A 20,702-nucleotide genomic window follows, 5' to 3' on the forward strand; every position below is an offset into this window, starting at 1 on the left:
GGCCACCATGCTCGATTCATTGGTTCGGTGGTCGCTCGAGAACAGGCTTCCGGTAGTCGGCGCGGCGGGCCTCCTGCTCGCGGCCGGCACCATTACCGCAGTTCGGATGCCCGTCGACGTCTTCCCCGACCTCACTGCGCCCACGGTGGCCGTGCTCACCGAGGCCCACGGGATGGCCCCCGAGGAGGTCGAGACGCTCGTCACCTTCCCGATCGAGACGGCCGTCAACGGGGCCACCGGCGTACGCCGCGTCCGCTCGTCCACGTCGCAGGGGATCAGCATCGTGTGGGTGGAGTTCGACTGGGGCACGGACATCTACCGGGCGCGTCAGATCGTCAACGAGAAGCTGCAGCTCGTGGGCGCCACCCTGCCGACGGAGGCCGGGCCTCCGGTGCTCGCTCCGATTTCATCGATCATGGGCGAGATCATGCTCATCGCTATCACCGGCGATGAAGGCGCATCGGAAATGGACATGCGCACGGTCGCCGACTGGACGGTGCGGCGCCGGCTGCTCGCGGTCCCGGGAGTGTCCCAGGTCATTCCGCTCGGCGGCGAGGTGCGTCAGTACCAGGTCCTCGTCGACCCCGACCGCCTCGCCGCTTACGACGTCACGCTCGAGGAGGTCGCGGGCGCGGCGGAGGGCTCGAACGTGAACGCCTCAGGCGGGGTGTTCATGGAGGGCGGGCAGGAGTACCTGATCCGCGCAACCGGCCGGGTCCAGACGATCGGGGACATCGGCGCCACGGTCGTCGCCGAGCGTGGCGGGACTCCTGTGCTGATCCGGGATGTCGCGGACGTACGCGTGGGAGCGGGAGTGCCGATCGGCCGTGGCTCGGCGAACGCCTCTTCCGCCGTAATCCTGTCCATACAGAAGCAGCCCGATACGAACACGCTGGAGTTGACCGAGCGTATCGACCGGACGCTCGCCGACATCGAGGAGAGCCTGCCGGTGGGCATCTCGATCAACCGCGGGATCTTCCGACAGTCGAGCTTCATCGAGACGGCCATCGACAACGTGCTCGAGGCGCTGAGGGACGGGGCGATTCTGGTGGTCGTGATCCTGTTCCTTTTCCTGTGGAGCTTCCGTACGACCTTCATATCCGTCCTGGCGATCCCGCTCTCGCTGGTCACGGCGGTGTTCGCCCTGAAACTCCTCGGGATCACCATCAACACGATGACCCTCGGGGGGATGGCCATCGCGATCGGCGCTCTGGTGGACGACGCGGTGATCTTCGTGGAGAACTCCTTCCGCAGGCTCCGCGAAAACTCGCTCCTGCCCCAGGCCGAGCAGAAACCCCCGCTCTCGGTCGTGTTCCTGGCGGCGCGGGAGATCCGCGACAGCATCGTCACAGCGACTTTCATCATCGGCATCGTCTTCGTGCCGCTCTTCTTTCTCAGCGGCGTCGAGGGCCGGATGCTCCAGCCTCTGGGGGTGGCCTACATCGTCTCCATCATGGCCTCGCTAGCGGTAGCGTTGACCGTTACGGCAGCGCTCAGCGCTTACCTGCTGCCTCGCTCCGCAGCCACCGAGGCGAGCCGCGACAGCTGGGTCGTGCGCACGCTCAAGGCGGGCTACGCCCGGACGCTGGATGTGGCGCTTCGGCGGCCGGTGTCTGTAATGGCGGGGTCCGGACTGCTGGTGCTGGCCGCGGTCGCCGTCGTGCCGGTGCTGGGGCGGTCGTTCCTCCCGGAGTTCCAGGAGGGCACCCTGGTCATCAGTGCCATAACGCTTCCAGGGACGTCCCTCGACGAGTCTGACGCGCTCGGCCGGCGCGTCGAGGAGATCCTGCTGGCACACCCGGCGGTGGTCGAAACGGCCCGCCGCACCGGCCGCGCCGAGTTGGACGAGCACGCGCAGGGTGCCAACGCCGCGGAAATCGACGTGCGGCTGGACCTCGAGGGCCATGTTTACGAGGAGGTGGCCGAGGAGCTACGCCGGAATCTGGGTGCCGTGCCCGGCACGCAGATCACCATCGGGCAGCCGATCGGCCATCGCATCGATCACATGCTCTCGGGGACTCGCGCGAGCATCGCCGTCAAGGTGTTCGGGCCGGAGCTGCGGGAGCTGCGCGCGCTGGCAGCCGAGGTCGAGGCGGCGATGGTGGATGTGCCCGGCACGGCGGACGTCGCGGTGGAGCAGCAGGCCGACGTACCGCAGGTGCGGGTGACGATGGACCGCGCGGCCATGGCGCGTCACGGCGTAACCCCCCAGCACCTCGCTCTGGCCATAGATGTCGCGTTCGCCGGAGAGGCGGTATCGCAGGTTCTGGAGGAGCAGCGGAGCTTCGATCTCGTGGTCCGCTTCGCGGAACGGCACCGGGGCAGCTTGGAGGCCGTCCGGGCCGCACGCGTCAGCGTTCCAACGGGCGCACAGGTCCCCCTGTCCTCCCTCGCCGACGTGCGCCGGGACGTCGGGCCGAACATGATTTCGCGGGAGAACGTGCAGCGTAAGATCGTCGTCCAGGCGAACGTAGCCGGACGGGACGTGGGCAGCGTCGTCGAGGACATCCGCGGCCGCGTCGGCCGAGAGGTCCGGCTCCCACCGGGCTACTACGTGGAGTACGGGGGACAGTTCGAGTCGGCGGAGCAGGCGACCCGGCGGATCACGCTCCTCTCGCTGCTCTCGCTCGCCGCCATCGTCCTGCTGCTCTACATGGAGTTCCGGTCGATCCGGCAGGCCCTACTCGTGATGGTCAACCTGCCCCTGGCCCTCGTGGGGGGCGTGTTCGCGGTGCTCGTCACGGGTGGAGTGCTGAACGTCGCCACGCTCGTGGGCTTCATAACGCTTTTCGGGATCGCGGTCCGGAACGGCATCCTGATGGTATCCCACTACAACCACCTGCTGGGCGAGGGAGAATCGCTCCGGGAGGCCGTGTGGCGGGGCTCCATGGAGCGCCTCAACCCGGTCTTCATGACCGCCTTGACCGCGGGGCTGGCTCTGCTGCCCCTGGCCCTCGCGGGAGGCGAACCCGGCAACGAGATCCAGAGCCCGATGGCCGTGGTGGTGCTCGGCGGCCTGCTGACCTCGCTGGCGCTCAACATGGTGGTGGTACCGGTGCTGTTCCTGCGCCACGGTGTGGCGGACGCTCGGCCCAGGACGTGAACCGAGGCGGGCTCGCAGGCAGCTCCCCACCAGCGGCTGACACCGCGCCCGTTCACTGTCGAATGACGAAAGAGCCCTCGCAACCGTAACCAACTGCGAGGGCTTCTTTTCCGCGATGGGCGCTACTGGATTCGAACCAGTGACCTCCTGCTTGTAAGGCAGGCGCTCTGGACCAACTGAGCTAAGCGCCCTGTAACGAGTTACGACCCTTTCGAGTGATCGATCCTTGGGGGTAAGGGCACCTTTAGGGCCCACACGTAGGCTGTCCCGGCGGCACACCCCCTTCCCTGCCGCCACCAAGTCTAATCCACAGGACGAGGGGACAGAAGGGACGGAAAGTCACGGAGGACCAGTAGCCTCGGGGCCCAACCCCGTGCACACGGGACTTTCTGCGCCGGCACACTCACGCTAGTAACGGCCTGGATCGGGGTACGCGGTGCGAAGTGCGGCGGCGGCTTCAGGGTCGTGGCTGGGCAGGATCACGAGGTCGGGCATGCGCTCACGCAGTGCCCGCACCCGACTGTAGCTTTCGAGAAGCGTCTCCCGGTCTCCCGTGCCCGGGAGGCGGCCTTCCATCAGCATGTCGACGGAGTAGCAGAGGTCTCCCACAAGCAGAAGCGGTGGTCTCCCGCCGCTCCTCACCAGCATCGAAAGCGATCCCGGCAGGTGTCCGGGAGTCGGCAGGAGCATCATCGAGGCGTCGCCCAGCAGGTCGTATGCCCGGGTGAACGGAGCCAGCGTCGGGTCGTTCGTCGGCGGAAGCGTGATCTGACGCCACTTCGCGCCGGGAATATCAATGTCCCGGCGGAGAACCATCTCCCGCTCCGGGTGAGGTCCGAGCATGTGCTGCCAGGCCTCGGCGCTCACGACCAGCTCCGCTTGGGGGATCTCGCGGATGCACCCGACGTGGTCGGCGTGGAGGTGCGAGATGACGGCCATGCGCACGTCGCCTGCCTCGTAGCCCGCGGCTGCGAGTCGCTCCGTGAGCGTGTCCTCCGGTCCGAGTCGGAGCCGGAAGATGTGCCGCATGAAGAAGGCGGTGACGCGATCGGGCCAGTAGTCGGGATCCGTGACGACGGCCCTGTCCTGGCCGGCGTCGAACAGGATCAGTCCGTCGGAGTGCTCTATCACATAGACGTTGATCGGCAGACGTACCCAACTCCGACCCGCGAAAATCCACCAGAGCGCGGGCTTCCTGGTGCCCCGGACGTGCTCTCGGTGCGCCTCACCCCAGCCCGTGCTGATGACAGCAGCCCGCCGGATCTGACGTTGGCCATGCGGGAACGCCTCCTTGGGCTCGGCGTCGGGTCCTTTGGCTACGGTCTCCATCTTCGATTAGTTGCAGGCCCTGGGTAAGCTTCGGAACTGCGCTTAGTCTAAATGAAGGCGAGTCGACGGTCTGTCGGGCTCTGCTTGAGAGCGATGTGGGGGAAGACCCCTCAGTCACGGCTCAGATTCGAGAGAATGGCCCACTGCTCATCCCGCACCGCAGCGCGAATCTCCGACGCTCCCTTGACAAATCCTACCCGAAGGTAAAAAATCTACTAAGAGTTCAAAACAGGATAGGGCCTGTGTCTCGACAAGCCACGTTGACCGTCTCACCGCACGTTCGCGAGAAGCGGAAGCGGAGGCGCGCGGAGATTCTCCACGCCGCCCTCGCGACCGTCCGTGATCGGGGCTATCACGCCACCACCCTCGACCATATCGCCGAGCGCCTGGGCGTTCGGAAGGCCGCGCTCTACCACTACTTCCCGGACAAGGACTCCATCCTCTACGCCTGTCACAAGGAGTCGTTGGCGGAGCTGGATCGGATGATCGAAGAGTCGGCGTCGTGCTGCACCTCGCACGGTGCACAACTCGCGCACCTCATTCGCGAGCACGTGCGCGTCATGACGGAGAAGCTCGAGGGATCCCCTCTCGCCTTCGAGGTCTCCGCCCTCTCCCCCGAGCGCCGCGCCGAAATCATCGCGGGCAGGGATCGCTTCGAGCGCGTTCTACGCGAACTGGTGGCCGGAGGTGTCGAGAACGGTGAGTTCCGGGACGTGGATCCGAAGATCGCGGTGTTCGCGATCCTGGGGGCCATCAACTGGATCGCGCGCTGGTACGACCCCGCAGGCGGAATCGACGGCACCGAGTTGGGCGATCAGTTCGCGGATCTGCTCATAGGGGGGCTGGTGGAGTGACATGAGGGCGGTACGATTGCTGGCGCCTTCGGCGCCGCTGGAAGTCTTGGATGTCGAGCAGCCCACGGCGGGCGCCGACGAGGTCATCGTGCGCGTCGCCGGGTGCGGCGTCTGTCACACCGACATCGGCTTCTGGAGGGACGGAGTACCCACCCGGCACCCCCTCCCCATCACGCTCGGCCACGAGATCTCCGGAGTGGTGGTCGACGCCGGAAGCGACTTCACCCACCTGCTCGATCGCGAGGTCATCGTGCCTTCGGTGATCCCTTGCGGCGCGTGCGACCTCTGCCTGTCCGGACGCGGCAACGTGTGCCTGTCCCAACTGATGCCGGGCAACGACATGGACGGCGGCTTCGCCGACTACATCAAGGTGCCCGGCCGCGGCATCTGCACGGTGGACGACAGGGGAGAGCTGGAGCTCGCCGAGCTGTCCGTCGTCGCGGACGCCGTGACTACCCCCTATCAGGCGGTGGTGCGGAGCGGTCTTCGGCCAGGGGACATGGCGATCGTGGTGGGCGTGGGAGGCGTCGGCGCGCACTGCGTGCAGATCGCCGCCGCGCTCGGCGCGCGTGTCGTCGCCATCGACGTCGAACCCGTCCGTCTCGAGCGCATCGCCTCCTTTGGAGCGTCGCTCTGCGTCGACTCCAGCCAGGCGGCGTTCAAGGAGCTCCGGAGTCAGGTCCGCGATGCCGCGAGCAGGTGGGGCTGTCCGGCGCACGGCTGGAAGATCTTCGAGTGCTCCGGGCATCCCGCCGGCCAGGAGACCGCGTTCGGGCTGTTGAACCACGCGGCGACGCTCATGCTCGTGGGCTTCACTCTGGAGAAGGTGAACGTCCGCCTGAGCAATCTCATGGCGTTCGACGCGACCGCGCAGGGCACGTGGGGCTGCAAGCCCGAATTGTATCCCGCGGCGCTGGAGCTGGTGACCAGCGGGAAGATCGCGCTGCGCCCCTTCATCCAGACCTTTCCGCTGGCCGACGGGCCATCGGTGATCCGCAAGGTGGCGGATCACGAGATCGGCCGCCGCGCGATCCTCACACCGGACGGAGCCGGCTGATGCCGACTCAAGGAGAGAGCATGCAGCAGTTGAAGAGTCACACGCTGGTTCCCGAGCGAGAGTTCTCGGAGATCCTGTACGAGCTCCGCCCGGCGCTCGACCCCTCGGGCGCCCCGGTCGAGGGCCTGCACAACGCCTGGATAAGCCTCGACAACGCGGCTCAATACAACAGCTACACGACCGCAGCGGTGAAGGAGCTGATCCTCGCCTTCCGGCAGGCCTCGATGGATCGGAGCGTGGTCGCCGTGGTCTTTACCGCGGTGGGGGACAAGGCGTTCTGCACGGGGGGCAATACCAAGGAGTACGCCGAGTATTACGCCGGCAACCCGCAGGAATACAAGCAGTACATGCGCCTGTTCAACGACATGATCGACGGCATTCTCCGGTGCGACAAGCCCGTGGTGAACAGGGTGAACGGCATGCGGGTCGCCGGCGGTCAGGAGATCGGCATGGCGTGCGATTTCACCATCGCCGCCGACACCGCCCGTTTCGGCCAGGCCGGCCCGAAACACGGTTCCGCACCCGACGGAGGATCGACCGACTTCCTGCCGCTCTACGTGGGCTTCTCGAGGGCGATGGAAAGCGGCGTTTTGTGCGAAATGTGGAGCGCACACAAGGCGCTCTTCTACGGCTTGATCAACGAGGTCGTCCCGGTCCTCAAGCTCGGCGACGACTGGATTCCCAACCCCCTCGTCGTGACGGACCGCTTCCTGGGGCCGTTCGGAGCCCTCGACTTCGGTGATTTCAGGACCGGAGACGAGCTGGTCGCCGCCAAGGCGATCATGGCCGACGCCGCAACCGACCATAGCCTTCTGGACCGGGCCGTGGAGGCGCTGTGCACGAAGGTCCTGATGCTGATGCCGGACTGCACGTCGAAGACGGTCAACAGCCTGCGCAAGCACAAGCAGAAGCACTGGGATTTGAACGCGATCACCAATCGCGAGTGGTTGGGTCTGAACATGATGACCGAAGGGAAGGCCGGCTTCCGCGCGTTCAACGAGGGACCCAAGGGCCGCCGAGAGGTCGACTTCATCGAACTTCGGCAGCGTCTAGCCCGGGGGCATCCGTGGGACGATGAGCTCATCCGGGCTATCTCGCCGCAGTTCGACGGCTGATCGGCGGGTAAGGGAGACGGCGCGCATGGACATGGGCCTCGAAGGCAAGGTGGCGCTGGTCACCGGAGCCGCCCGCGGGATCGGCGCGGAGATCGCGCGCGCCTTCGCCCTCGAGGGGTGCGATCTGTGCCTCGTCGACCTCGATGAGGAAGGGATCGAGAGGGTCGCTGGGGAGATACGCGCCGAAGGTCGCTCCGCGCTCGCCGTTCGGTGCGACGTGCGGAACGTCGAGGAAGCGACGCGCGCCGTGGAGCAAGCCGTCGAACAGCTCGGAGAGCTCCACGTCCTCGTGTGCAACGCTGGCATCACCAGCGACGCCGTGGTGTGGAAGATGTCGGAGCGGGCGTGGGACGACGTCGTGGACGTCAACCTCAAGGGCTGCTTCACGATGGTTCGCGCCGCCGTCCCGCGGCTACGGGAGCGGCGGTGGGGACGCATCGTGGCCGTGGCCTCCATCAACGGGCTCCGAGGGAAGGCGGGACAGGCGAACTACGCGGCCTCGAAGGCGGGGCTCATCGGGCTCATCAAGTCATCGGCCCGCGAGTTGGGAGGGTTCGGAGTCACGGCGAACGTGGTCGCCCCGGGCATGGTCATGACCGAAATGACGCGTCGACTCCCGGAGAGCTTCGTAACCCGGGCGCTCGACGACGCCGCGCTGGACCGACTCGCGAGCCCCCGGGACGTCGCCGACGCGGTGGTCTTCCTGTGCTCCGAGCGCGCCCGGAGCGTCACGGGCGAAGTCCTGCGCGTAGACAGCGGCCAGTACATATGACGGCGCGCCGAGAGCGGCGGGGAGTAGACGAATAATGCCGATCGACGTGAAGACCCACGAAGGGATCGCCCACGTCGTCCTGAGCGATCCCCCGCTCAACATCCTGACGCGGGCTCTCCTCTCGGACCTGCGCCGCGCCCTGACCGAGCTGTCCGCGGATGGCACGCTCCGGGTCCTGCTGCTGCGGGCCGAGGGAAAGCACTTCTCCTCGGGGGCATCCGTCGAGGAGCATCTCCCCGGGACCGTCGAGCGGATGATCCCTGAGTTCATGCAGACGATCGGGGCCGTGCGAGACTTCCCCGTGCCGACGATTTGCGCGGTGCAGGGGCGGTGCCTGGGCGGCGCGCTGGAGTTGGCGCTCGCCGCCGACTTGGTCATCGCCGCGGACAACGCCTCGTTCGGCGTGCCGGAGATCAGCCTGGGCGTGATCCCTCCCGCGGCGTGCGTTCAGCTCCCGCGCATGGTCCCGCCCGGCGTCGCGGCCGAGCTGGTCTTCACGGGGAGACCGATCGACGCGCGTTCCGCCGTGGCGGTAGGGCTGGTGACGCACGTGGTGGAGGTGGATTCGCTGCACGACGCGGCGATGCGCCTGGCCCATGCCATTTCTGCGCACAGCGCCGCAGCGCTCCGCAGCGCGAAGGAAGCGCTGAGGGCCGGCGCGGAGGCGGTCGACAGAACGATGACCGAAGCGTCCCGGATCTACCTCGAGGACCTGATGCGCACGACTGACGCCGCCGAAGGCCTGCTGTCGTTCATGGAGAAACGCCAACCTCACTGGACCCATTCATGACCTCCGAACCGATCGTCCCGGAGCTTTCCACCGAGTCGCTGGAGGAGCTGCTGTGGAGCGCGCGTGAGCTGCTCGAAGACGACTCCTTCCCCACCGTGAGCCGTTGGCGAGAGGCTGGAGGCAAGGTCGTTGGACACTTCCAGGTCTACTTCCCGGAAGAGATCGCCCACGCCGCCGGCGCCCTTCCCTTCCGCATGCGCGGGGCGCCGGTCGAGCCACTCCAATCCGACTCCCGCTTCGGGTCGTACCTCTGCTCGATCCTCAAGACCTCTCTGGAGATCGCCCTCACGGGACGCGTGGAGCTCGACCTGTTCGTCACCCATCCGATCTGCGACGCCGCCCGCAACATGGCCGGCATCTTCGGTCGCAACTTCGACTACCCGTGCCAGATCCTGTACCTGCCGCAGAACACGGCCTCGGCCCACACGGTCACGTACCTGCGCGGCGAGTACGCGCGCCTGCAGCGCGTGGTGGAGGAGGCCACCGGCACCGCGGTGTCTGATGAAGCGCTGCGTTCCTCGATCGGCGTCTACAACCGGAATCGTGCGCTGCTGAGGGATCTGTACGCCGTCAAGCGAGACACCCCCTGGCAGATCTCCGCGGACGAAGCGTACGCGCTCATGGCGCTGGGCGGCGTGATGAGGCGCGAGGACCACAACGCCGTACTCGAGACGGCGCTGCCGCTGATCCGGGCGCGGGATGCGCCTCGACCCGACCGCATTCGCGTCGTCTACGAGGGCGGCTTCTGCGAGCAGCCGCCGCTCGACCTCATCCGCGCGGTGGCGCGCTCGTGCTACGTGGTGGACGATGATCTGCTGATCGGCATGCGCTGGATCCTCAGCGATATCCCGACCACCGGCGACCTGCTGGCGAACATGGCCGAGGCGTACATCGAGGACTCCTCGTACTCGCCGGTGCAGCACGACGACCGGAAGAAGAAGGAGGACATGCTCCTGGAGCGCATCCGCGCCGCCGGGGCAGAAGCGGCCATCGTGACGGCGGCCAAGATGTGCGAGCCCGGACTCGAGGAGCAGGTCGCCTATACGCGGAGCCTGGACGAGGCCCGGGTCCCGTACTTCGTGAGCGAATTCGAGGAGAACATGACGAGCTTCGACCACCTGGAGATCCAGCTGGAGACGTTCGTCGAGAACCTGATGTTCGACTGAGGAGCGGGAGATGTCACAAGCGACGACCAGCCTGGTGGGCCGAGGCAACGCGGACGGTGCCCGTCTCTTCAAGGAATGGTTCACGGAACTCGGCCAGGCGGCCGAGGAAGGACGGGGCGGAGCGTACGTGTTCGTGATGGGGAGTCTGGTCGAACTGCTTCGCTGTTTCGATCTGCCCGTGGTCTTTCCCGAGATCAACTCCCTGCAGACCGCGGTCCGCCACGAAGCGCACGAGTACCTGAACGAAGCGGAGGACTACGGCTACTCGCCCGATATCTGCGGTTACGTGAAAGCCGACGTCGCCACGCAACTCCGAGGGGGGCGCCTGCCGATGGGCCGCATCCCGCCGCCCGGAATCGCGGTCTACACCAACGCGTGCAACACGTACATCAAGTGGGCCGAGATCTGGGAGCGGATGTACGACTGCCCCATCGTCACGATCGACGTCCCCGGCAGCCGGGCGGCGGGCCTACGCCCCGGGCGAGGAGACCCGGACTTCGAGAACGATCTGGGTTACGTCCTCGGCCAACTCCGGGAACTCATCCCGGTCCTCGAGAAGGTGAGCGGAAAGGCGTTCGATATCGACCGGCTCCGCGAGACCCTCGGGCACGCCAACACCATGGCTCGGGGGTGGCAACGGGTGCTGGAGCTGAACAAGTCGACGCCTTCCCTGTTCAACGCGCTCACGGACGGAACGATCTATCTCGGAGTATCGAACTGCCTTCGTGGGACCGCCGACGGGGCCGCGTATTTCGACGACCTCGTCGAGGAGATGGAGTTCAAGAGTGACAACGGCATCGGCACGCTCACCGAGGAGCTCTACCGACTCCTGTTCGTCGGCGTGCCGTGCTATCCGATCTTCCGCCGCTTCGGCGAGCTGTTCAGCGAATGGGGCGGCACGTTCGTAAATTCGACCTACCTGTGGTTCGCCTCCGGCGGCGCGAACGAGGGGTATCAGTACGACGTCGATCGGCCCGTGGAGAGCCTGGCCGAGGGGCTTCTTCTGGGGACCCGGGCCGCCATGGACAGCATGTTCTTCCAGACCGAGCCGCTGCTCGAGATGTTCGACAGCTATCAGGCCGACGGCGTGGTCTACCACCCCATCAAGAGCTGCCGGACGGTCTCGACGGGCCTGGCGGACAACCGCCGCGAGGTCATGTCACGCGGCGACGTCCCTTCCCTCTTCATCGAGTCCGACATGATGGATCGTCGCGTGGTCTCCGAGGCTCAGCTGAAGAACCGGATCGACGCGTTCTTCGAGGGTCTCGCGTCCCGCCGCATCAAGGCCGCCACCACCACCGCCCAGTAGTGTGCCGTAACAGAAGTGTCGGTGGCATTCAGCGCGCGCTGCATCCCGCGAGCGCATCGTTGCCGCTCCTCACCGTAGCTATGGCTACGCTTCGTCGCGCCGCCTTGCTTCGCGGGCGCTTCGCGCGCTTCGGTACACACCCAACTTCCGTTACGGCACACTAGGGGAGCCCGCATGGCATACGCAGCCGGAGTGGACGTGGGGTCCACGCAGACCAAGGCGGTCATCGTCGATGAGACCGGCGTCATCGTGGCGCGGGCGCTGACCGAGACGGGCGCCAACGTCATCCAGGCGGCGCAGACCGCGTTCGAGGAGGCTCTGGCAAAGGGTGGACTCGAGGAACGCGAGGTGGAGTACGTGATCGGCACCGGATACGGGCGCTACAAGGTGACCTTCGGAAACGCCCAGGTGACGGAGATAAGCTGCCACGGTCGCGGAGCCGTACACATGTTTCCCCGGACCCGCACGGTCGTGGACATGGGCGGACAGGACACGAAGGCGATACGGGTCGCCGAAGATGGCGAGATCCTCGACTTCTGCATGAACGACAAGTGCGCCGCCGGCACGGGACGCTTTCTGGGAGCCGCCTCGAGCGCGCTGGAGATTCCGCTCGACGAGCTCGGGCCCACCGCCCTCAGAGGCGAGCGGCCCGTAAAGATCAGCACGACGTGCACCGTCTTCGCGGAGTCGGAGGTGCTGTCCTGGCTCGGGAAAGGCAAGAAGATCCAGGACATTCTTCTCGGCGTGCACCAATCGATCGCCGCGCGCTCGGCGGGTCTCCTGCGCAGGGTTGGCGTCGAGGATGAGGTCACGTTCACCGGAGGTGTCGCCCGGAACAGCGCCATGGTGGAGACCCTGGAGCAGCGTCTCGGACTCTCCCTCAACGTCAGCGACGAGTCGCACTACATGGGCGCGCTAGGCGCAGGCCTGTTCGCCCTGGATCGCATCCTGGCCAGCCGACAACCCACGGAAGCGGAGGCGGCGGCGTCATGAGATACACGGCTGGAGTCGACCTGGGCTCGACCTATACCAAGGCGGTCGTCCTGGACGCGGACTACCGCATCGTGGGCAAGGCCATGCGTCCCACCGGCTTCCGACTCGGCGAGGTGGGGCGCGAGGCCCTGGACGAGGCGCTGGGTGCCGCGGGACTCGCGCGGCACGAGGTGGGCTACACGGTGACCACGGGCTTCGGCAGGCACCAGATGGCGGAGGCCGACACCCACGTGACCGACCTCACCGCGGCCGCCCGCGGCGCCACGCTCCTGTACCCGGGCACCGCGACCGTGCTGGACGTGGGCGGTCAGACGATGAAGGCGACGCGCGTCGGGACCGACGGCAAGGTCAAGTCGTTCAGGCTCAACGACAAGTGCGCCGCCGGGACCGGGGCTTTCCTGGAAAAGACGGCCCGTTACATGGGTTTCGAGACGGAGGAGATCGGCCCCCTGGTCTCCACCTCGAAGACCCCCGTACCGATCTCGGGCGTGTGCGCCGTCTTCGCCGAGTCGGAAGTGATCAACCAGCTCTCACAGGGCGCCGCCCCCGCCGACATCATGCACGGCGCGGTCGTCTCGCTCGTGGGTCGGTCGGTACAGCTCATGAAGCGGGTGAGGATGGAACCGGAGTACACGCTCATCGGAGGCATCCTCCGCTTCCAACGCATGGCCGACGTGATCCGCGCCGAGCTGGACTCGGAGGTGAACGTCCCGCACGGAGACCTGGTCCAATTCACGTCGGCTCTGGGCGCCGCCTACCTGGCCCACCTCCGGGTTGCCCGGCTGGAATCGTCCGAAGCCACCACCCGCTCATGAACAGAAGCGAGCGTCGATCCCTGCCCGTCCTCGGGGCGCCTCACTCCCGCCGGTCGTCCGATGCCGCGACCGGCAGCGACTCCTGGCTGGCGGGGGTGCAGCCCGATCCGGAGCGGCTTCGGGCGGGATGGGAGCACCGCTTCGTGGCCGACGCAGAACGAGCCAGGGAGATGGTCCAGCTCTACCTCGAGTTGGGCTTCGAGGTGGCCGCCGACCCCGTTCGCCTGGACGCCGCCGAAGGCGGGTGCACCGCCTGTTTCGAGGAGAGCGACCAAGGCTATCGATCCATCTACACGCGGCGCGCGTCGGAACGCGCCGCCGACCTCCGCCCGGAAGGATGAGCGCGTGATGGAGAAACACCCGACCCAGGTACTGCGCGACGAGCATCAGTGGATCCTGGCCGTGGCGGACGTCCTCTCCTCGCTCCTGGACGACCCCGCCGACCGCCTGGACTACGACCGGATCGGCGAGTGCATCGACTTCATGCGACTCTTCGCCGACGCGTGTCATCACGGGAAAGAGGAAGATCACCTCTTCACCGCGCTAGTCGAGCAGGGGATGCCCAGAGAGCAGGGGCCGATCGCCGTGATGTTGCACGAACACCGACTCGGCCGCGAGCGCGTGTCCGACATGGCCAGCGCCATGCCTGGCGCCCGCGCCGGCGACTCGAACGATCGGCGGCGTCTGCTTCAGGCTGGTCGAGGATACGTCGAGCTGATCCGCAACCACATCCTCAAGGAAGACAACGTGCTCTTCGAGATGGCGGATGAGGTCATCACCGGTCCGGCGTGCGCACGACTGTGCGCGGCCTACGACGGCACCTGCGATCACACGTTCGAGGGCCGTACCAAGGAGCAGCTCGAGGCCCTGGGACGGTCGCTGTTCTCGTCGCCTTGATCAGCGCCGCACGGAAATCCGGCGCGTGGTCATTCCGAAGTTGGCGGTGCGGGCGTCGGTGGCGATCACCTGCAGCTCGAAATCGCCAGCCTCCTGCGCGGAGATCTCGGCCGCATAAAGGCTTCTCTCCCCGCTGAAGCTCAGCGGCCATTCCCCGATTACATCCGAGCCTCGAACCAGGCGAGCGCTGATCTCGTAGCCATCGGAATCCCAGGTGCCGCCCGGCTCGGTGGGGCAGCCGCAGAGCATGGTGACGCTGGCGCGCACGTGGAAGGGGACGCCTACCTGCACCGAATCCTGCGTGGGTTCCTGCAGCTCCACGGTGAAGCCGTTGAGCACCAGTATCACGCCCTCCCCGACCACGTGCCGCCCAGGGACGACCAGCAGCGTCTTGGTCGTCGTATGCTGCGTTTCGGCGCCCAGCGGACCGGTACCGCGGATCTCGACGAGCGTGGGGCGGGCGAGGCTGAGCTCGGCCAGGAATCCGGCCGCGCCTTCGGTGTCGAAGACTGACTCCCCGCGTCCCCGCGGGCCCATTATCTTCGCCGTGTTGCCGGTAGACCCTTGTTGGACTCCCTCGGCCAGAAGCGCCCCGGTTTCGGCATCCCGTATCGAGATCGACGCGCCCCCCACGCCCGTACCGATGATCTTCGCGTCGTTCGCGACCACTCGCACCAGTACCTGCGTCGGTTCCTGAGCAGCGAGCGTTCCGGCGACCATCGAACAGGCCGCAAGGCACAGCGCGCAGGCCACAAGACGTGCCGTCTTCATGAAAGCGCTCCGGGTCAGCGAATCAGCGCGAGCGGAAGTAGGACCACGTAGCCCAGAACCAGCAGCAGTGGCGCCGCGACGGTCGAGCCGCCGTTGAGCAGGACGTACCCCAGCACGATGGCGAGAACTCCCGCCCCCATTAGTACCCAGTTCACTCGGGAAAAGCTGAGCGAGTCCGCTCTGGATCGATTCGATTTTCTTGCCATGGCGGCGGAAATCTAACCGCGCCCACCGGCCGGTCAACGGTCCGGAGGCGTTTCCGGGCGAGAAGCGGGCGCGTCGTCCTCCGGGTGCGTGCCGCCATCCGGTCCCGGGCGGATCTCCTCCCCCAGCCAGTAGGCCGGACGGTCGGGCGGCTCCACCAGCGCCTCCCGCCGCTCCGCAGTGCGACGCCGCCGCAGCCCGTACATGGCGATCAGGATGAGTGCCGCAAAGGCCCAGAACACGGTGGCGTGGGACAGCGCGGTGGCCCAACCGTAGCGTGCCTTGACGGAGCGCTGCCAGTCGTGCTCGAGCTGGCCGAGGGTGCGGCCGTAGGTGGCGCGCAGAGCCGCGTCCAGCGACCCCATGTCGCGCCAGCGGCGCAGAAAGCGGGTCAGGCCCTCCTCCCCGCCCTGCTCCAGCAGGTAGCCGACCGCGCTTACGGACAGCAGGTATGCCACCTCCGCCTCCACCGAGCGCGCGGGCCAGGCGAACGAGATGGAGTCCAACGGCGGCGTCCGGTTCAGCGCGAAGGCAAGCCTGAGCCGCCATTCCGCGCCGGTGCTCCACTCGCCGGCTACCCAGCGCGCGTACCCCTCGTCGAACCAGCGCGGCACCCGTGCGGGCGCGACGGCGTCGCGCAGCGCGATGTGGGCGAGCTCGTGGCGGAGGGTCCGGAGCAGGGCCTGCGGGTCTCGATTGCGGCGGCCGAACGCCGGCAGCACGACCGTGCGCGTCGCGGGAAACGCGAACCCCGCCCCCCACTCGGGCAGTCCGCCGCCCGACAGCCGGGTCAGCTCGTCCTCCGACCCCGCTACCTCCACGGTAACGGGCGCGCGGTCCACCACCAGCGGCGAGTCGATCGGCAGGCTCGGGAATGGCGCCATGTCGCGCGCGGCATCCTCCAGAAAGCGGAGGAGCTCGTCCGCCACTCCGTGTCCGCGCATCTCCACCGCGGGGACCGGGCGCTGGGCCAGCGCCGGCGCTGCCACCGTGGTGCTCAGCGCGCACATGGCAGCGCAGCTCAGCGCGATCCGGCTCAGGCTCCGGGCGCGGGGCGACAGGAACACTCTTATTCGACTCAGCGTGTCCCCGTCTCTCCCTGCAGAACGCCGCGCTGGTGGGGCTCGAGCAGGGCGCTGGCGCGCAGCACCAGGAGGGGCGCCGCTCCGCCGTCGCTCACCACGCCCGACACGAGCGCCGCGCTCCGGCCGCTGAAGAGCGCTGGCAGGGGCGCCCAGCGACTCCGCTGGATGGCCTCCACCGCGACGACCTCGTCAACAACCCAGCCCACCCGCTGGTCCTCCTCCCCCAGTATCAGGACGCGGCGGTCCGGCCCGCGCTCGGGTTCCAGGCCCAGGTGCGGCCCCAGGTCCAGAACCGGCATGGCGAACCCCCGCAGCGGCAGCATGCCCAGCACGTAGGACGGCAGTCCGGGGACCGGCTGCGGATCATCGTACGGCCAGATCCTGTCGACGTCGTCGGACTCGAACGCGAACTGGTGCGCTCCTATCCGGAAGCGGACCAGCGACAGCGCGTCGGCGGCGCCATCGACGCCGGGCACCGGCGCCTGGCCGCCCTCGCGCACCGGCGCGGCGAACAGGCGTTCGAGGTCCAGGCGCGTCACCACGCGGCCGTCCTCGGTCCACGCCTCGACGTCTTCCTCATCCTCTCGCTCCGCGACGCCGCGCACGGTCTCGACCAGCAACGCGTACACGGTCGACCCCCGGTCCAGTATCAGCGCCACCCCCGGCCCAGGGATCGCCTTCAGCTCCAGCGCCCGCCCGAGGTCGATGACCGGGAGCCACGATTCTCGATGCTCGATCACGCCGCGGACGCGCTCCGGCATGCCGGGCATGGCGTCCACCACGGGCTCGTCCACGGCCTCGGTCACGGCGTCCGACGGAATGGCCCAGGTCTCCCCTCCGGCCACGACGAGCAGGTAGCGCGTCACCGGCGCCCTCGGCGGCTCCGAGCGCGCGGCCGCGGCCGCTCCGCCACGGCCTCGGCAAGAGCGTCGGCCATCCCGTGCAGTGGAGCGACGCGAGCCGCGTACGGCGCCGCCGCCGCCGGCATGCCGAAGATCACGGACGTATCGCGATCCTGCGCCAGCGTGCCGCCGCCCACCTCGCGGATTGCTCGCAGCCCCTCCGCGCCGTCCCGCCCCATCCCCGTCAGCACGGCGCCCACGGCGCGAGGCCCGGCGTGACGCGCCAGCGACGCCAGCAGGATGTCCCCCGAGGGCCGCACGCCGTGCACGGGCGGGCTGTCCACGAGCCGCTGGATCCAGTGTTCCCCGTCGCGGCCGATCTCCAGGTGGGTCCCACCCGGTGCCAGGTAGGCGCAGCCGGCCGCCACCGGCTCGCCGTGCGCCGCCTCGCGCACGGGAAGCCGCGCGACGCCGTCCAGGCGCTCCGCCAGCGACGCCGTGAAGCGCGGCGGCATGTGCTGCGCGATGAGCACCGCGGCGGGCAGGGTGGGTGACAGACCGGGCACCAGCTCCATGAGCGCGCGCGGCCCCCCGGTGGAGGCCACGATGCCCACCACCGCCGGCGCCGGCGCCGATTCGGTGCGCGACGCCCGGCGGCGTCGGCGAGGCGGCACCGGCGGGCGAAACCGCAGGTTCGTGATCCGGGCCATGGCGGCCGCGCGAAGCGCCCTCAGGAGGCGTTCCGCGAACGGCGCCTCGTCCTCCAGGGTAGCCGGCTTCGCGACGATCTCGGCGGCGCCGTAGTCGAGCGCCCTCAGCACCTCCTCCCCGCGCGCATCCAGCGCGGACACGACGACGACCGGCCGCGGGGCCTCGCTCATGATGTACCCCAGCGCGTCGAGGCCGTCGAGGTCGGGCATGCGCAGGTCGAGCGCTACGATCGCGGGGTCGGTCTCGTGCACCTGCCGGATCGCCTCGTACCCGGTCGCCGCCTCTCCGACCACGGAGAATTCCTGTGACCGCTCGACGACGTCGCGCACGAAGGAGCGCATCATCACGCTGTCGTCCACGACCAGAACTCCGGGCGGGCCGGTCACGGGCGCCGCCTGTACACGCGCAGCGGGACGGAAACCGTGTCGTAGAGGGTCGCCGAAGCCCCTACCAGGCTCTCGGCGCGGCCCAGCACGAGGAACCCACCGGGCACGAGCGCCTGGTGCAGCCTCTCCAGAATGGCCGCCTGGGACTCGGAATCGAAGTACATGATGACGTTGCGGCAGCAGATCAGGTGCTGACCGCGGGGATACCGGCCCGCGAGCAGATCCAGGTGCCAGAAAGCCGCCTTTCGCCTGATGCGATCCACCGGTCTGTGGGGCGGGCCGCCCGCCTCGAACCAGCGAGCTCGGTCTTCGTCCGTGGTCTCCGCGAGCCCCAGGTCCGCGTACGCCGCGGCGCGCGCCGCGTCCAGCGCGTCGGGGTCGATGTCCGTCGCTACGAGGCGAAAGCGGCGGGAGCCGGAGCCGGGTCGGAGCCGGTCGAACTCGTCCAGGAGCATCGCCAGCGTGTACGCCTCCTCGCCGGCCGCGCAGCCCGCGCTCCAGAGGTTCAGAAACGCGTCGGGGCGCGCGACGAGCTCCGGCAGCACCCGCTCGGCCATGTGGCGCCAGACGTCGCGGTTCCGGAAGAACCTGCTGACGTTGATCGTGACCGCGGCGAGCAGGCGCTCGTACTCCGCGGGGTCCGCGTGGAGGACGCCAGCGTACTCCTGGTAGCTGGCGGCCCCGGTGGCCCGCATGCGCACCGCCACTCTGCGCCGAAAACAGGCCTCCTTGTAGCGCGACAGCGAGAGCCCGGTGGCCAGGTCTATCTGGCGCGTGAGCGCATCCAGTTCCGCCGCCTGCTCCGGCGAGAGCGTGCCGGACGCCAGCGGAAGCAGAGCGGCCGACCCATCGATCGCGCTCTCGATCGAAGCGGGCGCGTCACTCCGCATTCCCAACGACCGCCAGATTCTTGCGGACCACCTCGTTGCGCGGATTCAGGTCCAACGCCCTACGCCAGCAACGGATCGCGTCTTCCCGCTCGCCGCGCTTGAGGTGCAGATTGCCCATGCGGGCGAACACGTCGTCTCCCAGGTCGGGGGCGGACGTGGTGGCCTTGCGGTACTGGTCCATCGCGTCGTCGTGGAGGCCCCGGCGATAGGCGATGTCGCCCAGGTTCTTGTAGGTCTGGGGCAACTGCCGATCCGCGTCCAGCGCGCGCAGGTACAGGCGCTCGGCCTCGTCCAGGTCGGCCTGGCGTTCCGCGATGGCTCCCGCCAGCAGTAGCAGCGGGGCGGACTCCGGAAAGGCACGCAGGCCCGCTTCCATTGTCGCGCGCGCCTCGTCCAGGCGTCCGGTCACCGCCGCGAGCAGGCCGGCCAGGTGAAAGAACGGCGCCGAGGGGGGTCGGTCGCCCAACCTGCGCCGGTACTCGACGAGGTGTTCGCCGGCGCCGCCCCAGTCGCCCCGCTCGGCGAGGATCGCCGCCCTGTGGAGCGATACGATCTCCGAATCGGGCGCCAATGACTCCGCCTCGTCCAGAACCAGCAGCGCGTCGGCGGCGCGCTCGAGCATGCGCAGCCCGTAGGCGAGCGATACGAACGCGCCGTGCTGGGGGCCCTGTTCTTCCAGGACGGCCTTGAGCCGCTGGACCGCGTCGCGTGGCCGGCCTCGCTGCAGTGCGATCCTGGCCAGGTAGGAACGCGCGGCGGAGTCCTTGGGCCTGATCTCGAGCACGCGCCGGAACTCCGCCTCGGCCTCCTCGAGCATGCCCGTCGAGTAGAACGCCGTGCCCAGGTTCAGCCGCTCGCTGAAGTCCGCTTCCCGCTCGGCGCTGGCGCCCTGCGCGCGCTGGCCCACCCGCTGCGCGAACCCCGCCTGAATCAGTCCGTAGAGGGCCTTGCCGGCGTCGAACTCCGCCAGGCCGCTGCGATCGGCGATCTCCGCGACGGTCGTCGCTCCATCCACGAGCGGCAGGATCCTCTCCTGCTCCGGCGTCAGCGCCAATCCCGCGTCGTGCAGCCGGTCGTGGTCCAGATCGAAGACGTCCTCCAGAGAAGGGATCTTCTTGGCGATGACGCTCCACTCGTCCACCCTGCGGGCGCCCTCCAGGAGCAGGCTTTCCGGGTTGATCGACACCAGGAACTCGGTCTCGCCCGGACGTTGATCCACCTCGAAAAAGAAACCCCCCTGAGACCACGTGAACAGGAAGTAAACCGCCTCTTCGATCTGCGCCCGGACGCGCTCCCGCAGCGCCTCCTCGTCGAGCCACCCGCGCGCGAGCAGGATCTGCCCCAGGCGGCGCTCGGGGGATCGGCCCTGCTCCTGCAACGCTTCGGCGAGCTGTTCGGCCGACACCACGCCCTCGGCCACCAGGAGGTCGCCCAGCCGGTCGCGCCGGTTCACCACGCTGGCGAACGTGATGCGGCCCCCGTCGAAGTAGATGCGGCCGAAGCGCTCGCGGTCGGTGATGGACAGGCAGCCCGACTTCATCCCCATCGCCAGCAGCTGGCACACGTCCGCCAGGCTCGCCTCTCGGAGGCTCCCCTTGATTGCCATCAGGCGG

Annotated in this window: 20 protein-coding genes and 1 tRNA gene; 12 read left to right on the forward strand and 9 right to left on the reverse strand. The window is 68.2% G+C overall.

Going from position 1 to position 20,702, the window contains the following annotated elements; translation table 11 throughout:
* Nucleotides 1-7 precede the first annotated feature (7 nt).
* Nucleotides 8-3,103, forward strand: a complete 3,096-nt coding sequence (locus ABFS34_02875; protein MEN8374373.1) for an efflux RND transporter permease subunit — start codon at nt 8-10, stop codon at nt 3,101-3,103.
* 116 nt (nt 3,104-3,219) lie between these two features.
* Here the strand turns inward: ABFS34_02875 and ABFS34_02880 are convergent.
* Nucleotides 3,220-3,294: transfer RNA gene (locus tag ABFS34_02880), tRNA-Val, on the reverse strand.
* A gap of 217 nt (nt 3,295-3,511) precedes the next feature.
* Nucleotides 3,512-4,432, reverse strand: coding sequence for an N-acyl homoserine lactonase family protein (locus ABFS34_02885; protein ID MEN8374374.1), 921 nt, complete (start codon nt 4,430-4,432; stop codon nt 3,512-3,514).
* Between the two features lie 242 nt (nt 4,433-4,674).
* Here ABFS34_02885 and ABFS34_02890 point away from each other — a divergent pair, with 242 nt between their 5' ends.
* From ABFS34_02890 to ABFS34_02940, 11 genes are all read left to right on the forward strand, one after another.
* The gene (locus ABFS34_02890; protein MEN8374375.1) at nt 4,675-5,286 is read left to right on the forward strand and encodes a TetR/AcrR family transcriptional regulator; all 612 of its coding nucleotides are present in this window, start codon (nt 4,675-4,677) and stop codon (nt 5,284-5,286) included.
* A 1-nt stretch (nt 5,287) separates the two neighbouring features.
* The gene (had, locus tag ABFS34_02895; GenBank protein ID MEN8374376.1) at nt 5,288-6,343 is read left to right on the forward strand and encodes a 6-hydroxycyclohex-1-ene-1-carbonyl-CoA dehydrogenase; all 1,056 of its coding nucleotides are present in this window, start codon (nt 5,288-5,290) and stop codon (nt 6,341-6,343) included.
* Nucleotides 6,344-6,363: 20 nt separating this feature from the next.
* Nucleotides 6,364-7,458 (forward strand): 6-oxocyclohex-1-ene-1-carbonyl-CoA hydratase, encoded by a 1,095-nt coding sequence (gene oah, locus ABFS34_02900; GenBank protein MEN8374377.1) that lies wholly within the window; start codon nt 6,364-6,366, stop codon nt 7,456-7,458.
* Between the two features lie 25 nt (nt 7,459-7,483).
* Nucleotides 7,484-8,230 (forward strand): SDR family NAD(P)-dependent oxidoreductase, encoded by a 747-nt coding sequence (locus ABFS34_02905; protein MEN8374378.1) that lies wholly within the window; start codon nt 7,484-7,486, stop codon nt 8,228-8,230.
* A gap of 34 nt (nt 8,231-8,264) precedes the next feature.
* Nucleotides 8,265-9,020 (forward strand): enoyl-CoA hydratase/isomerase family protein, encoded by a 756-nt coding sequence (locus ABFS34_02910; protein MEN8374379.1) that lies wholly within the window; start codon nt 8,265-8,267, stop codon nt 9,018-9,020.
* Complete coding sequence (locus tag ABFS34_02915; protein ID MEN8374380.1) at nt 9,017-10,186, forward strand: 2-hydroxyacyl-CoA dehydratase; 1,170 nt, start codon at nt 9,017-9,019, stop codon at nt 10,184-10,186. The genes ABFS34_02910 and ABFS34_02915 overlap by 4 nt, the downstream gene beginning before the upstream one ends.
* Nucleotides 10,187-10,196: 10 nt before the next feature.
* Nucleotides 10,197-11,495 (forward strand): 2-hydroxyacyl-CoA dehydratase family protein, encoded by a 1,299-nt coding sequence (locus ABFS34_02920; GenBank protein MEN8374381.1) that lies wholly within the window; start codon nt 10,197-10,199, stop codon nt 11,493-11,495.
* Nucleotides 11,496-11,669: 174 nt separating this feature from the next.
* On the forward strand, nt 11,670-12,488 hold the full coding sequence (locus tag ABFS34_02925) for an acyl-CoA dehydratase activase (GenBank protein MEN8374382.1): 819 nt from the start codon (nt 11,670-11,672) through the stop codon (nt 12,486-12,488).
* Nucleotides 12,485-13,303 (forward strand): acyl-CoA dehydratase activase, encoded by an 819-nt coding sequence (locus ABFS34_02930; GenBank protein ID MEN8374383.1) that lies wholly within the window; start codon nt 12,485-12,487, stop codon nt 13,301-13,303. The genes ABFS34_02925 and ABFS34_02930 overlap by 4 nt, the downstream gene beginning before the upstream one ends.
* A complete protein-coding gene (locus ABFS34_02935) occupies nt 13,300-13,644 on the forward strand; it encodes a hypothetical protein (GenBank protein MEN8374384.1) in 345 nt (114 codons plus the stop codon). The genes ABFS34_02930 and ABFS34_02935 overlap by 4 nt, the downstream gene beginning before the upstream one ends.
* A gap of 7 nt (nt 13,645-13,651) precedes the next feature.
* Entirely contained in the window at nt 13,652-14,200 is a 549-nt protein-coding gene (locus ABFS34_02940; protein ID MEN8374385.1) for a hemerythrin domain-containing protein, read from the forward strand.
* Here the strand turns inward: ABFS34_02940 and ABFS34_02945 are convergent, their stop codons facing one another.
* From ABFS34_02945 to ABFS34_02975, 7 genes are all read right to left on the reverse strand, one after another.
* On the reverse strand, nt 14,201-14,971 hold the full coding sequence (locus tag ABFS34_02945; GenBank protein MEN8374386.1) for a hypothetical protein: 771 nt from the start codon (nt 14,969-14,971) through the stop codon (nt 14,201-14,203).
* A 14-nt stretch (nt 14,972-14,985) separates the two neighbouring features.
* Complete coding sequence (locus ABFS34_02950; GenBank protein MEN8374387.1) at nt 14,986-15,126, reverse strand: hypothetical protein; 141 nt, start codon at nt 15,124-15,126, stop codon at nt 14,986-14,988.
* 84 nt (nt 15,127-15,210) lie between these two features.
* Nucleotides 15,211-16,242, reverse strand: a complete 1,032-nt coding sequence (locus ABFS34_02955) for a hypothetical protein (GenBank protein ID MEN8374388.1) — start codon at nt 16,240-16,242, stop codon at nt 15,211-15,213.
* Nucleotides 16,243-16,253: 11 nt separating this feature from the next.
* Nucleotides 16,254-17,126 (reverse strand): chemotaxis protein CheW, encoded by an 873-nt coding sequence (locus tag ABFS34_02960; GenBank protein ID MEN8374389.1) that lies wholly within the window; start codon nt 17,124-17,126, stop codon nt 16,254-16,256.
* Nucleotides 17,123-18,199, reverse strand: coding sequence for a chemotaxis-specific protein-glutamate methyltransferase CheB (cheB, locus tag ABFS34_02965; protein ID MEN8374390.1), 1,077 nt, complete (start codon nt 18,197-18,199; stop codon nt 17,123-17,125). The genes ABFS34_02960 and cheB overlap by 4 nt, the downstream gene beginning before the upstream one ends.
* On the reverse strand, nt 18,196-19,089 hold the full coding sequence (locus ABFS34_02970; protein ID MEN8374391.1) for a protein-glutamate O-methyltransferase CheR: 894 nt from the start codon (nt 19,087-19,089) through the stop codon (nt 18,196-18,198). Before ABFS34_02970 ends, cheB begins: the two co-directional genes overlap by 4 nt.
* A complete protein-coding gene (locus tag ABFS34_02975; protein ID MEN8374392.1) occupies nt 19,079-20,695 on the reverse strand; it encodes a DUF4388 domain-containing protein in 1,617 nt (538 codons plus the stop codon). Before ABFS34_02975 ends, ABFS34_02970 begins: the two co-directional genes overlap by 11 nt.
* Nucleotides 20,696-20,702: the final 7 nt, after the last annotated feature.

The organism is Gemmatimonadota bacterium, assembly GCA_039715185.1.
Classification (GTDB): Bacteria; Gemmatimonadota; Gemmatimonadetes; order Longimicrobiales; family RSA9; genus DATHRK01.

Excerpts from the sequence above, each read along its gene's own strand:
- ABFS34_02885 (MEN8374374.1), bottom strand. The coding sequence starts at position 4,432 with ATGGAGACCGTAGCCAAAGGACCCGACGCCGAGCCCAAGGAGGCGTTC.
- ABFS34_02945 (MEN8374386.1), bottom strand. The coding sequence starts at position 14,971 with ATGAAGACGGCACGTCTTGTGGCCTGCGCGCTGTGCCTTGCGGCCTGT.
- ABFS34_02970 (MEN8374391.1), bottom strand. The coding sequence starts at position 19,089 with ATGCGGAGTGACGCGCCCGCTTCGATCGAGAGCGCGATCGATGGGTCG.
- ABFS34_02920 (MEN8374381.1), top strand. The coding sequence starts at position 10,197 with ATGTCACAAGCGACGACCAGCCTGGTGGGCCGAGGCAACGCGGACGGT.
- ABFS34_02925 (MEN8374382.1), top strand. The coding sequence starts at position 11,670 with ATGGCATACGCAGCCGGAGTGGACGTGGGGTCCACGCAGACCAAGGCG.
- ABFS34_02910 (MEN8374379.1), top strand. The coding sequence starts at position 8,265 with ATGCCGATCGACGTGAAGACCCACGAAGGGATCGCCCACGTCGTCCTG.
- ABFS34_02975 (MEN8374392.1), bottom strand. The coding sequence starts at position 20,695 with ATGGCAATCAAGGGGAGCCTCCGAGAGGCGAGCCTGGCGGACGTGTGC.
- ABFS34_02930 (MEN8374383.1), top strand. The coding sequence starts at position 12,485 with ATGAGATACACGGCTGGAGTCGACCTGGGCTCGACCTATACCAAGGCG.
- ABFS34_02935 (MEN8374384.1), top strand. The coding sequence starts at position 13,300 with ATGAACAGAAGCGAGCGTCGATCCCTGCCCGTCCTCGGGGCGCCTCAC.
- oah (MEN8374377.1), top strand. The coding sequence starts at position 6,364 with ATGCAGCAGTTGAAGAGTCACACGCTGGTTCCCGAGCGAGAGTTCTCG.
- ABFS34_02875 (MEN8374373.1), top strand. The coding sequence starts at position 8 with ATGCTCGATTCATTGGTTCGGTGGTCGCTCGAGAACAGGCTTCCGGTA.
- ABFS34_02915 (MEN8374380.1), top strand. The coding sequence starts at position 9,017 with ATGACCTCCGAACCGATCGTCCCGGAGCTTTCCACCGAGTCGCTGGAG.
- had (MEN8374376.1), top strand. The coding sequence starts at position 5,288 with ATGAGGGCGGTACGATTGCTGGCGCCTTCGGCGCCGCTGGAAGTCTTG.
- ABFS34_02905 (MEN8374378.1), top strand. The coding sequence starts at position 7,484 with ATGGACATGGGCCTCGAAGGCAAGGTGGCGCTGGTCACCGGAGCCGCC.
- ABFS34_02940 (MEN8374385.1), top strand. The coding sequence starts at position 13,652 with ATGGAGAAACACCCGACCCAGGTACTGCGCGACGAGCATCAGTGGATC.